This window comes from Streptococcus sp., from assembly GCF_019414905.1.
Taxonomy (GTDB): Bacteria; Bacillota; Bacilli; order Lactobacillales; family Streptococcaceae; genus Streptococcus.
The window spans coordinates 1-12,058 of sequence record NZ_DXLC01000168.1 but is presented as its reverse complement, the minus strand read 5'-3'; the positions used below and the strand labels follow the sequence as shown (position 1 = coordinate 12,058).

At 42.7% G+C, this 12,058-nt stretch carries 13 protein-coding genes; all 13 read left to right on the top strand.

Going from position 1 to position 12,058, the window contains the following annotated elements; translation table 11 throughout:
• A partial coding sequence (locus QZ359_RS04975; protein ID WP_293963509.1) for a pseudouridine synthase occupies positions 1–275 on the top strand: 275 nt, incomplete at its 5' end.
• A 2-nt stretch (positions 276–277) separates the two neighbouring features.
• Complete coding sequence (gene cbpE / locus QZ359_RS04970) at positions 278–2,161, top strand: phosphorylcholine esterase CbpE (protein ID WP_293963506.1); 1,884 nt, start codon at positions 278–280, stop codon at positions 2,159–2,161.
• A 100-nt stretch (positions 2,162–2,261) separates the two neighbouring features.
• Positions 2,262–3,371 carry a glutamate 5-kinase gene (gene proB / locus QZ359_RS04965; protein ID WP_293963504.1) on the top strand — a complete coding sequence of 370 codons (1,110 nt, stop codon included), beginning with the start codon at positions 2,262–2,264 and terminating at the stop codon, positions 3,369–3,371.
• Positions 3,372–3,380: 9 nt separating this feature from the next.
• Entirely contained in the window at positions 3,381–4,643 is a 1,263-nt protein-coding gene (locus tag QZ359_RS04960; protein ID WP_293963501.1) for a glutamate-5-semialdehyde dehydrogenase, read from the top strand.
• 3 nt (positions 4,644–4,646) lie between these two features.
• Positions 4,647–5,444 (top strand): pyrroline-5-carboxylate reductase, encoded by a 798-nt coding sequence (gene proC, locus QZ359_RS04955; protein WP_293963499.1) that lies wholly within the window; start codon positions 4,647–4,649, stop codon positions 5,442–5,444.
• Between the two features lie 228 nt (positions 5,445–5,672).
• Entirely contained in the window at positions 5,673–6,311 is a 639-nt protein-coding gene (tmk, locus tag QZ359_RS04950; protein WP_293963496.1) for a dTMP kinase, read from the top strand.
• On the top strand, positions 6,308–7,198 hold the full coding sequence (locus QZ359_RS04945; protein ID WP_101785210.1) for a DNA polymerase III subunit delta': 891 nt from the start codon (positions 6,308–6,310) through the stop codon (positions 7,196–7,198). Before tmk ends, QZ359_RS04945 begins: the two co-directional genes overlap by 4 nt.
• A gap of 39 nt (positions 7,199–7,237) precedes the next feature.
• On the top strand, positions 7,238–7,555 hold the full coding sequence (yabA, locus tag QZ359_RS04940; RefSeq protein WP_000358227.1) for a DNA replication initiation control protein YabA: 318 nt from the start codon (positions 7,238–7,240) through the stop codon (positions 7,553–7,555).
• A gap of 2 nt (positions 7,556–7,557) precedes the next feature.
• Entirely contained in the window at positions 7,558–8,436 is an 879-nt protein-coding gene (gene rsmI / locus QZ359_RS04935; RefSeq protein ID WP_153193259.1) for a 16S rRNA (cytidine(1402)-2'-O)-methyltransferase, read from the top strand.
• 134 nt (positions 8,437–8,570) lie between these two features.
• On the top strand, positions 8,571–9,905 hold the full coding sequence (trmFO, locus tag QZ359_RS04930; RefSeq protein ID WP_261074374.1) for a methylenetetrahydrofolate--tRNA-(uracil(54)-C(5))-methyltransferase (FADH(2)-oxidizing) TrmFO: 1,335 nt from the start codon (positions 8,571–8,573) through the stop codon (positions 9,903–9,905).
• 83 nt (positions 9,906–9,988) lie between these two features.
• Positions 9,989–10,726 (top strand): UMP kinase, encoded by a 738-nt coding sequence (pyrH, locus tag QZ359_RS04925; RefSeq protein ID WP_000002996.1) that lies wholly within the window; start codon positions 9,989–9,991, stop codon positions 10,724–10,726.
• 8 nt (positions 10,727–10,734) lie between these two features.
• Entirely contained in the window at positions 10,735–11,292 is a 558-nt protein-coding gene (gene frr, locus QZ359_RS04920) for a ribosome recycling factor (RefSeq protein WP_001262225.1), read from the top strand.
• A gap of 59 nt (positions 11,293–11,351) precedes the next feature.
• The coding region (cvfB, locus tag QZ359_RS04915) for an RNA-binding virulence regulatory protein CvfB (RefSeq protein ID WP_293963443.1) at positions 11,352–12,058 on the top strand (707 nt) is incomplete at its 3' end.

Genomic DNA, 12,058 nt, shown 5'->3' with positions numbered 1-12,058 from the left:
GTTTCCACGTCTTGGAACGTTTTGGTGATTACAGCTTGGTAGAGTTGCAGCTAGAGACAGGACGCACTCATCAAATCCGTGTTCACATGGCTTATATTGGCCATCCAGTCGCTGGTGATGAGGTCTATGGTCCTCGCAAGACTTTGAAAGGACATGGACAATTTCTCCATGCCAAGACTCTAGGCTTTACCCATCCGAGAACAGGTGAGACCATGGAATTTACAGCAGATATCCCAGAGATTTTTAAGGAAACATTGGAGAGATTGAGAAAGTAAGAATGAAAAAGAAATTAACTAGTTTAGCACTTGCAGGTGCTTTTTTATGCTTGTCATTTCATGGGAATGTTCAAGCTCAAGAAAGTTCAGGAAATAAAATCCACTTTATAAATGTTCAGGAAGGTGGCAGTGATGCGATCATTCTTGAAAGTAATGGACATTTTGCCATGGTGGATACAGGAGAAGATTATGATTTCCCAGATGGAAGTGATTCTCGTTACCCATGGAGAGAAGGAATTGAAACATCTTATAAGCATGTTCTGACAGATCGTGTTTCGCGACATTTAAAGGAATTGGGTGTCCAAAAACTTGATTTTATTTTGGTAACCCATACCCATAGTGACCATATTGGAAACGTTGATGAGTTACTGCAAACCTATCCAGTTGGTCGTATCTACATGAAAAAATACTCTGATAGTCGGATTACAACACCAACTCATCTATGGGATAATCTGTACGGTTATGATAAGGTTTTACAAACTGCTTCAGAAAAAGGTGTTTCAGTTATTCAAAACATCACACAAGGAGATGCTCATTTTCAGTTTGGGGACATGGATATTCAACTCTATAATTATGAAAATGAAACAGATTCATCAGGTGAATTAAAGAAAATTTGGGATGACAATTCCAATTCCTTGATTAGTGTAGTGAAAGTCAATGGCAAGAAAATTTACCTTGGGGGCGACTTAGATAATGTTCATGGAGCAGAAGACAAGTATGGTCCTCTTATTGGAAAAGTTGATTTGATGAAGTTTAATCATCACTATGATACTAATAAATCAAACACCAAGGATTTCATTAAAAATTTGAGTCCGAGTTTGATTGTTCAAACTTCAGATAGTCTACCTTGGAAAAATGGTGTCGATAGTGAGTATGTCAATTGGCTTAAAGAACGAGGAATTGAGAGAATTAACGCAGCCAGCAAAGACTATGATGCGACAGTTTTTGATATTAGACAAGACGGTTTAGTAAACATTTCAACTTCCTACAAGAAGATTCCAAGTTTTCAAGCTGGTTGGCATAAGAGTGCTTATGGAAACTGGTGGTATCAAGCACCTGATTCTACAGGAGAATATGCTGTCGGTTGGAATGAAATTAAGGGTGAATGGTATTACTTTAACCAAACGGGTATCTTATTACAGAATCAATGGAAAAAATGGAACAATCGTTGGTTCTATTTGACAGACTCTGGTGTTGCTGCTAAAAATTGGAAGAAAATTGATGGAATCTGGTATTATTTCAACAAAGAAAATCAGATGGAAATTGGTTGGGTAAATACTGGAAGTCAGAACTATTATTTATCAAACGATGGCTCTATGAAGACAGGTTGGCTTCAATATAAGGGGCAATGGTATTACTTTGCTCAATCAGGAGAAATGAAAACGGGCTGGGTAAAAGATAAAGAAACCTGGTACTATATGGATTCTACTGGTATCATGAAGACAGGTGAAATAGAAGTTGCAGGTCAACATTACTATATAGAAGAATCAGGAGCTATGAAGCAAGGCTGGCTTAAAAAGGCAAATGCTTGGTACTTCTACAAGACAGACGGTTCACGAGCTGTTGGTTGGATCAAGGACAAGGATAAATGGTACTTCTTGAAAGAAAATGGTCAATTACTTGTGAATGGTAAGACACCAGAAGGCTATACTGTTGACTCAAGTGGTGCCTGGTTAGTGGATGTTCCGATCGAGAAATCTGCTACAATTAGAACTACAAGTAATTCAGAAACAAAAGAATCGAATGAAGTAGTGAAAAAAGATCTTGAAAATCAAGAAACGAGTCAACATGAAAGTGTTCCAAGTTCTTCAACTAGTCAAGATTTGACTTCTTCAACTTCACAAAGCTCTGAAACGAGTGCAAACAAATCGGAATCAGCACAGTAGTAAAAAAGAAGGTTTTAGGGCCTTCTTTTTCCTATCAACTCTTTTCTATTTCCTGCCATTCATGTTATAATGGATAAATATGAAGAATCGGAGTGAGACTATGAAATACAAACGGATTGTCTTTAAGGTGGGGACTTCTTCTCTGACGAATGAAGATGGAAGTTTATCACGTAGTAAAGTAAAGGCTATTACCCAGCAGTTGGCTATGTTACACGAGGCGGGTCATGAGTTGATTTTGGTGTCGTCGGGTGCCATTGCTGCAGGTTTTGGAGCCTTAGGATTTAAAAAGCGTCCGACTAAGATTGCTGATAAGCAGGCTTCAGCAGCGGTAGGGCAGGGGCTTTTGTTGGAAGAATACACGACCAATCTTCTCTTGCGCCAAATCGTTTCTGCACAAATCTTGCTGACCCAGGATGACTTTGTGGATAAGCGCCGTTATAAAAATGCCCATCAGGCTTTGTCGGTTCTACTTAGCCGTGGTGCGATTCCTATCATCAACGAGAATGATAGTGTCGTCATTGATGAGCTCAAGGTTGGGGACAATGATACTCTAAGTGCTCAGGTAGCAGCCATGGTCCAAGCAGACCTTTTGGTCCTCTTGACAGACGTAGACGGTCTTTATACTGGAAATCCTAATTCAGACCCAACAGCCAAACGCTTGGAGCGAATCGAGACCATCAATCGTGAGATTATTGATATGGCTGGTGGAGCAGGTTCGTCTAATGGTACAGGTGGCATGTTAACCAAAATCAAAGCTGCAACTATTGCGACAGAATCAGGAGTTCCTGTTTATATCTGCTCATCCTTGAAGTCAGATGCCATGATTGAGGCGGTTGAGGAGACCAAGGATGGTTCCTACTTTGTTGCGCAAGAGAAGGGACTTCGTACCCAGAAACAATGGCTGGCTTTTTATGCTCAGAGCCAAGGTTCTATTTGGGTAGATAAAGGGGCTGCAGAAGCTCTCTCTCAACATGGCAAGAGTCTCCTTCTATCTGGTGTTGTTGAAGCAGAAGGCGCCTTTTCTTACGGTAATATTGTGACAGTATTTGACAAGGAAAGTGGAAAATCACTTGGAAAAGGACGCGTGCAATTTGGAGCATCTGCTTTGGAGGATATGTTGCGTTCTCAAAAAGCCAAGGGTGTCCTGATTCACCGTGATGACTGGATTTCCATTACTCCTGAAATTCAACTACTCTTTACAGAATTTTAGAGGTAAACTATGGTAAGTACACAAGAACAATTTGAACAGGTACAGGCTGTTAAAAAATCAATCAACACAGCTAGTGAAGAAGTGAAAAACCAAGCCTTGCTAGCCATGGCTGATCACTTAGTGGCTGCTACAGAGGAGATTTTAGCAGCCAATGCCCTCGATATGGAAGCGGCCAAAGGTAAAATCTCAGATGTGATGCTGGATCGTCTTTATTTGGATGCAAGTCGTATAGAAGCGATGGCAACTGGGATTCGTGAAGTGGTTGCTTTACCAGATTCAATCGGTGAAGTTTTAGAAACCAATCAGCTTGAAAATGGTTTGGTTATCACCAAAAAACGTGTGGCTATGGGGGTCATCGGTATTATCTATGAAAGCCGTCCAAATGTGACGTCTGATGCGGCTGCTTTGGCTCTTAAAAGTGGAAATGCAGTTGTTCTTCGTAGTGGTAAGGATGCCTATCAAACAGCTCATGCTATTGTTAAAGCTTTGAAAAAGGGCTTGGAGACGACTACCATTCATCCAGATGTGATTCAACTAGTGGAAGATACTAGCCGTGAAAGTAGTTATGCTATGATGAAGGCAAAGGGCTATCTAGACCTCCTTATTCCTCGTGGAGGAGCTGGCTTAATTAATGCGGTGGTTGAAAATGCTATCGTACCTGTTATTGAGACAGGAACTGGGATTGTCCATGTTTATGTGGACAAGGATGCAGATGAGGACAAGGCTCTATCTATCATCAACAATGCTAAAACCAGTCGTCCTTCTGTCTGCAATGCCATGGAAGTCCTTCTCGTTCATGATGACAAGGCGGCAAGCTTCCTTCCTCGCTTGGAGCAAGTGTTGGTTGCAGATCGAAAAGAAGCTGGACTGGAACCAATTCAATTCCGCCTAGATAGCAAAGCAAGTCAGTTTGTTTCAGGCCAAGCAGCTGAAGCCCAAGACTTTGATACCGAATTTTTGGACTATGTTCTAGCTGTTAAGGTTGTGAGCAGTTTAGAAGAAGCGGTTGCTCATATTGAAGCCCACAGTACCCATCATTCGGATGCTATTGTTACTGAAAATGCTGAAGCTGCAGCATACTTTACAGATCAAGTGGACTCTGCAGCTGTCTATGTCAATGCCTCAACTCGTTTCACAGATGGTGGTCAATTTGGTCTTGGTTGTGAAATGGGGATTTCTACTCAGAAATTGCACGCGCGTGGTCCAATGGGCTTGAAAGAGTTGACTAGCTACAAGTATGTGGTTACTGGTGACGGACAGATAAGGGAGTAAGAGATGAAGATTGGATTTATCGGTTTGGGGAATATGGGTGCTAGCTTGGCTAAGTCTGTCTTGCAGGCTAGACCGTCAGATGAGATTCTCCTTGCCAATCGTAGCCAAGCCAAGGTAGATGCTTTCATTGTAGACTTTGGTGGTCAGGCTTCCAGCAATGAAGAAATTTTCGCAGAAGCAGATGTGATTTTTCTAGGAGTTAAGCCTGCTCAGTTTTCTGAACTGCTTTCTCAATACCAGATCATCCTTGAAAAAAGAGAAAGTCTTCTTTTGATTTCGATGGCAGCTGGATTGACTTTAGAAAAACTCGCTAGTCTTCTTCCAAATCAACACAGAATTATTCGTATGATGCCAAATACTCCTGCTTCTATCGGGCAAGGAGTGATTAGCTATGCCTTGTCTCCTAATTGCAGGGCTGAGGACAGTGATCTCTTTTGTCAGCTTTTAGCCAAGGCTGGTCTCTTGGTTGAACTTTGGGAAAGCTTAATTGATGCAGCGACAGGTCTTGCAGGTTGTGGACCAGCTTTTGTCTATCTCTTTATTGAGGCCTTGGCAGATGCAGGTGTTCAGACAGGATTACCACGAGAAACAGCATTGAAAATGGCGGCTCAAACTGTGGTAGGAGCTGGGAAATTGCTCCTAGAAAGCCAAGAGCATCCTGGGGTCTTAAAAGATCAAGTTTGTAGCCCAGGCGGTTCGACTATCGCTGGTGTAGCAAGCCTAGAAGCGCATGCTTTTCGAGGGACGGTCATGGATGCAGTTGGTCAAGCCTATAAACGAACACAAGAACTAGGTAAATAAGAGGTGGATTTGTCTGCCTCTTTTATGGTGGTTGATACTCTTGGAAAATCTCTTCAGACCACGTCAGCTTCCGTCTACAAACTCAAAACAGTGTTTTGAGCAACCTGCGGCTAGCTTCCTAGTTTGCTCTTTGATTTTCATTGAGTATTAAATGAGAAGACAAAAAAGATTGTCACAAACCCCTATTTTTTGATAGAATAGAAGTAGTAAAAAAGAAATGAGTTAGACATGTCAAAAGGATTTTTAGTCTCTCTTGAGGGACCAGAGGGAGCAGGAAAGACCAGTGTTTTAGAGGCTCTGCTACCAATTTTAGAGGAAAAAGGGGTAGAGGTGCTGACGACCCGTGAACCAGGAGGTGTCTTGATAGGAGAGAAGATTCGGGAAGTGATTTTGGATCCAAGTCATACTCAGATGGATGCGAAGACAGAGCTTTTGCTCTATATCGCCAGTCGCAGACAGCACTTGGTGGAAAAAGTTCTTCCAGCCCTTGAAGCTGGTAAGTTGATCATTATGGATCGTTTCATCGATAGTTCTGTTGCCTATCAGGGATTTGGTCGTGGCTTGGATATTGACGCCATTGACTGGCTTAACCAGTTTGCGACAGATGGCCTCAAACCTGATTTGACCCTCTATTTTGACATCGAGGTGGAAGAAGGACTGGCTCGAATTGCAGCTAATAGTGACCGCGAGGTTAATCGTTTGGACTTGGAAGGTTTGGACTTGCACAAAAAAGTCCGTCAAGGCTACCTTTCTCTTCTGGAAAAAGAAGGAAGTCGCATTGTCAAGATTGATGCTAGTTTTCCTTTGGAGCAAGTTGTGGAAACTACCAAGGCTATCTTGTTTGATAGAATGGGATTAGCTAAATGAAACAAGATCAACTAAAGGCCTGGCAGCCAGATCAGTTTGACCGCTTTGTCCGTATTTTGGAGCAAGACCAGCTCAATCACGCCTATCTCTTTTCAGGTTTCTTTGGAAGCTTGGAAATGGCGCAGTTTTTGGCTAAGAGCCTCTTTTGTACGGATAAAGTAGGTGTTTTACCATGTGAGAAATGCCGAAATTGTAAGCTGATTGAACAGGAAGAGTTTCCAGATGTCACCTTAATTAAGCCAGTCAATCAGGTCATCAAGACAGAACGCATTCGGGAATTGGTGGGTCAGTTTTCTCATGCAGGGATTGAAAGCCAGCAGCAGGTCTTTATTATCGAGCAAGCTGAGAAAATGCATCCTAACGCAGCCAATTCTTTGCTCAAGGTCATCGAAGAACCCCAGAGTGAGGTTTATATTTTCTTCTTGACAAGCGATGAAGAAAAGATTTTACCGACAATCCGAAGTCGGACCCAGATTTTCCACTTTAAAAAGCAAGAAGAAAAACTCATCTTGCTCTTAGAACAACTGGGACTGGTTAAGAAAAAAGCGACTCTTTTAGCCCAGTTTAGTCAATCGCGAGCTGAAGCAGAAAAGTTGGCAAATCAGGCAGGCTTTTGGACCTTGGTCGATGAAAGTGAACGCCTGCTGACTTGGTTAGTAGCTAAGAAAAAAGAAAGTTATTTGCAAGTTGCTAAACTAGCTAGCTTGGCAGATGACAAGGAAAAACAAGATCAGGTTTTACGGATTCTTGAAGTTCTCTGTGGACAAGATATCCTACAAGCAAGAGTAAGAGTGATTCTACAAGATTTGCTAGAAGCTAGAAAAATGTGGCAAGCTAATGTCAGCTTTCAAAATGCCATGGAATATCTGGTCTTGAAAGAAATATAAACTCAAAAATGAATGATGAAGAAAGGAAAGGGCTGTTTTATGGACAAAAAAGAATTATTTGACGCGCTGGACGATTTTTCCCAACAGTTACTAGTAACCTTGGCCGATGTGGAAGCCATCAAGAAAAATCTCAAGAGCCTGGTAGAGGAAAATACAGCTCTTCGTTTGGAAAATAGTAAGTTGCGCGAACGCTTGGGTGAGGTGGAAGCAGACGCTCCTGTCAAGGCCAAGCATGTTCGTGAAAGTGTCCGTCGAATTTATAAAGATGGTTTTCACGTATGTAATGATTTTTATGGACAACGTCGAGAGCAGGACGAGGAATGTATGTTCTGTGACGAGTTGTTGTACAGGGAGTAGGCATGCAGATTCAAAAAAGTTTTAAGGGGCAGTCTCCCTATGGCAAGCTGTATCTAGTGGCAACGCCGATTGGCAATCTAGATGATATGACATTTCGAGCTATTCAGACCTTGAAAGAAGTGGACTGGATTGCTGCTGAGGACACGCGCAATACAGGTCTATTGCTCAAGTATTTTGACATTTCTACCAAGCAAATCAGTTTTCATGAGCACAATGCCAAGGAAAAAATTCCTGATTTGATTGGTTTCCTGAAAGCAGGACAAAGCATTGCTCAGGTATCCGACGCGGGTTTGCCTAGCATCTCAGACCCTGGTCATGATTTGGTCAAGGTAGCTATTGAGGAAGAGATTGCAGTTGTCACAGTTCCGGGTGCCTCTGCAGGAATTTCTGCTTTAATTGCCAGTGGTTTAGCGCCACAGCCACATATCTTTTACGGCTTTTTACCGAGAAAATCAGGCCAGCAAAAGCAATTTTTCGACTCGAAAAAAGATTATCCTGAAACTCAGATTTTCTATGAATCTCCCCATCGTGTTGCAGATACGTTAGAAAATATGCTAGAAGTCTATGGTGACCGCTCGGTCGTTTTGGTTAGGGAATTGACCAAAATCTATGAAGAATACCAAAGAGGTACCATTTCTGAATTGCTGGAAAGCATAGCTGAAACGCCACTCAAGGGCGAATGCCTTCTCATCGTTGAAGGTGCCAGTCAGGATGTGGAGGAAAAAGACGAGGAGGACTTGTTCTTAGAAATCCAAGCCCGCATCCAGCAAGGTATGAAGAAAAATCAAGCCATTAAGGAAGTTGCGAAATACTACCAGTGGAATAAAAGTCAACTCTACGCAGCCTACCACGACTGGGAAGAAAATCAAGAAAATGACTAAACAGGGAAGTTTGCCTTCTTCCCTTTTTTTGTTATACTAGTAGAAGAAAAAATTAGAAAGATTTGTGGGTGTCAAACAGTCCAGTGGGGTGTTTTGATATGGACTTACGTCCCACCCAAAGAGGTATTAGTGTCATGTCTCAATCTTATATCAATGTTATCGGTGCTGGTTTGGCAGGTTCTGAAGCAGCCTACCAAATTGCAGAACGTGGTATTCCAGTTAAACTTTATGAAATGCGTGGTGTCAAGTCAACACCCCAGCACAAAACAGACAATTTTGCTGAGTTGGTTTGTTCCAATTCTCTTCGTGGGGATGCTTTGACAAATGCTGTCGGGCTTCTCAAAGAAGAAATGCGTCGCTTGGGTTCAGTTATCTTGGAATCTGCTGAAGCAACCCGTGTTCCTGCAGGAGGAGCTCTTGCGGTGGACCGTGATGGTTTCTCCCAAATGGTAACCGAAAAAGTGGCCAACCACCCCTGGATTGAAGTGGTGCGTGATGAAATTACAGAATTGCCGACGGATGTTATTACGGTTGTCGCTACTGGTCCTTTGACAAGCGATGCCCTAGCTGAGAAGATTCATGCCCTTAATGATGGTGATGGGTTCTATTTCTACGATGCGGCAGCGCCTATTATCGACGTCAACACCATCGATATGAGCAAGGTCTATCTCAAGTCTCGTTATGATAAGGGAGAAGCTGCCTACCTCAACGCTCCCATGACCAAGCAAGAGTTTATGGATTTCCATGAAGCCTTGGTCAATGCGGAAGAAGCACCGCTCAATTCTTTTGAAAAAGAAAAGTACTTTGAAGGCTGTATGCCTATCGAAGTCATGGCCAAACGAGGTATTAAAACCATGCTTTATGGCCCTATGAAACCAGTCGGCCTTGAGTATCCAGACGATTATACAGGCCCTCGTGATGGAGAATTCAAAACACCTTATGCAGTGGTTCAGCTGCGTCAGGACAATGCGGCTGGTAACCTCTACAATATCGTTGGTTTCCAGACTCACCTCAAATGGGGAGAACAAAAGCGTGTCTTCCAAATGATTCCAGGTCTTGAAAATGCTGAGTTTATTCGTTATGGTGTCATGCACCGCAATTCTTACATGGATTCACCAAATCTTCTGGAGCAGACCTATCGCTCTAAGAAACAGCCAAACCTCTTCTTTGCTGGTCAAATGACGGGTGTGGAAGGCTATGTTGAGTCAGCTGCTTCAGGCTTAGTTGCGGGAATTAACGCGGCTCGTCTTTTCAAGGGAGAAAGCGAGACTATTTTCCCAGAGACGACAGCGATTGGAAGCTTAGCTCATTACATCACCCATGCCGACAGCAAACATTTCCAACCAATGAATGTCAATTTCGGAATCATCAAGGAGTTGGAAGGCGAACGTATCCGTGATAAGAAGGCTCGTTATGAAAAAATTGCAGAGCGTGCTCTTGCCGACTTAGAGGAATTTTTAACTGTCTAATTTTTTTGAAAGAATTGCTCATGATACTATAAAAATCTTAGAAATTGTGATAAAATAGGTAGGATAAAAGAAGGAGAGTGAAAATGGCGAATCCCAAGTATAAACGTATTTTAATCAAGTTATCAGGTGAAGCCCTTGCCGGTGAACGTGGCGTAGGGATTGATATCCAAACAGTTCAAACAATCGCAAAAGAGATTCAAGAAGTTCATAGCTTAGGTATCGAAATTGCCCTTGTTATCGGTGGAGGAAATCTCTGGCGTGGAGAACCTGCTGCAGAAGCAGGAATGGACCGCGTTCAGGCAGATTACACAGGAATGCTTGGGACTGTTATGAATGCTCTTGTGATGGCAGATTCATTGCAACAAGTTGGGGTTGACACACGTGTGCAAACAGCCATTGCAATGCAACAAGTGGCAGAGCCTTACGTACGTGGACGTGCCCTTCGTCACCTTGAAAAAGGCCGTATCGTTATCTTTGGTGCTGGAATTGGTTCACCATACTTCTCAACAGATACCACAGCGGCCCTTCGTGCGGCTGAAATTGAAGCAGATGCTATCCTTATGGCCAAAAATGGTGTCGATGGTGTTTACAATGCCGATCCTAAGAAAGATAAGACAGCTGTTAAATTTGAAGAATTGACCCACCGTGACGTTATCAATAAAGGTCTTCGTATCATGGACTCAACAGCTTCAACCCTCTCAATGGATAACGACATTGACTTGGTTGTCTTCAACATGAACCAACCAGGCAACATCAAACGTGTTGTATTTGGAGAAAATATCGGAACAACAGTTTCAAATAATATCGAAGAAAAGGAATAAGAAAGATTATGGCTAACGCAATTATTGAAAAAGCTAAAGAGAGAATGACCCAGTCTCACCAATCACTTGCTCGTGAATTTGGTGGTATCCGTGCTGGTCGTGCCAATGCAAGCTTGCTTGACCGTGTACATGTAGAATACTATGGAGTAGAAACTCCTCTTAACCAAATCGCTTCAATTACGATTCCAGAAGCGCGTGTTTTGTTGGTGACACCATTTGACAAGTCTTCATTGAAAGACATCGAACGTGCCTTGAATGCCTCTGATCTTGGTATCACACCAGCTAACGACGGTTCTGTTATTCGTTTGGTTATCCCTGCTCTTACAGAAGAAACTCGTCGTGACCTTGCTAAAGAAGTGAAGAAGGTCGGCGAAAATGCTAAAGTGGCTGTCCGCAATATCCGTCGCGATGCTATGGACGAGGCTAAGAAACAAGAAAAAGCAAAAGAAATCACTGAAGACGAATTGAAGACTCTTGAAAAAGACATTCAAAAAGTAACAGACGATGCTGTTAAACACATCGATGACATGACTGCCAACAAAGAGAAAGAACTTTTGGAAGTCTAAAAATAAACAGAAAAACTCAGTTGGCATTGCTGGCTGAGTTTTATTCGAAAGAAGGAAATATGAATACAAATCTTGCAAGTTTTATCGTTGGACTGATCATCGATGAAAACGACCGTTTTTACTTTGTGCAAAAGGATGGTCAAACCTATGCTCTTGCCAAGGAAGAAGGTCAACATACAGTAGGGGATACGGTCAAAGGTTTTGCCTACACGGATATGAAGCAAAAACTCCGCCTGACAACCTTAGAAGTGACTGCCACTCAGGACCAATTTGGTTGGGGCCGTGTTACAGAGGTTCGTAAGGACTTGGGTGTCTTTGTGGATACAGGCCTTCCTGACAAGGAAATCGTTGTGTCACTCGATATTCTCCCTGAGCTCAAGGAACTCTGGCCTAAGAAGGGCGACCAACTCTACATCCGTCTTGAAGTGGACAAGAAAGACCGTATCTGGGGCCTCTTGGCCTATCAAGAAGACTTCCAACGTCTAGCTCGTCCTGCCTACAACAACATGCAGAACCAAAACTGGCCAGCCATTGTTTACCGCCTCAAGCTGTCAGGAACTTTTGTTTACCTACCAGAAAATAACATGCTTGGCTTTATCCATCCTAGCGAGCGCTATGCAGAGCCACGTTTGGGTCAAGTTTTAGATGCGCGTGTCATTGGTTTTCGTGAAGTGGACCGTACCTTGAACCTCTCTCTCAAACCGCGTTCCTTTGAAATGTTGGAAAACGATGCACAGATGATTTTGACTTACTTGGAAAGCAATGG

Excerpts from the sequence above, each read along its gene's own strand:
- proC (WP_293963499.1), top strand. The coding sequence starts at position 4,647 with ATGAAGATTGGATTTATCGGTTTGGGGAATATGGGTGCTAGCTTGGCT.
- tmk (WP_293963496.1), top strand. The coding sequence starts at position 5,673 with ATGTCAAAAGGATTTTTAGTCTCTCTTGAGGGACCAGAGGGAGCAGGA.
- frr (WP_001262225.1), top strand. The coding sequence starts at position 10,735 with ATGGCTAACGCAATTATTGAAAAAGCTAAAGAGAGAATGACCCAGTCT.
- yabA (WP_000358227.1), top strand. The coding sequence starts at position 7,238 with ATGGACAAAAAAGAATTATTTGACGCGCTGGACGATTTTTCCCAACAG.
- QZ359_RS04945 (WP_101785210.1), top strand. The coding sequence starts at position 6,308 with ATGAAACAAGATCAACTAAAGGCCTGGCAGCCAGATCAGTTTGACCGC.
- rsmI (WP_153193259.1), top strand. The coding sequence starts at position 7,558 with ATGCAGATTCAAAAAAGTTTTAAGGGGCAGTCTCCCTATGGCAAGCTG.
- cbpE (WP_293963506.1), top strand. The coding sequence starts at position 278 with ATGAAAAAGAAATTAACTAGTTTAGCACTTGCAGGTGCTTTTTTATGC.
- pyrH (WP_000002996.1), top strand. The coding sequence starts at position 9,989 with ATGGCGAATCCCAAGTATAAACGTATTTTAATCAAGTTATCAGGTGAA.
- proB (WP_293963504.1), top strand. The coding sequence starts at position 2,262 with ATGAAATACAAACGGATTGTCTTTAAGGTGGGGACTTCTTCTCTGACG.
- QZ359_RS04960 (WP_293963501.1), top strand. The coding sequence starts at position 3,381 with ATGGTAAGTACACAAGAACAATTTGAACAGGTACAGGCTGTTAAAAAA.
- trmFO (WP_261074374.1), top strand. The coding sequence starts at position 8,571 with ATGTCTCAATCTTATATCAATGTTATCGGTGCTGGTTTGGCAGGTTCT.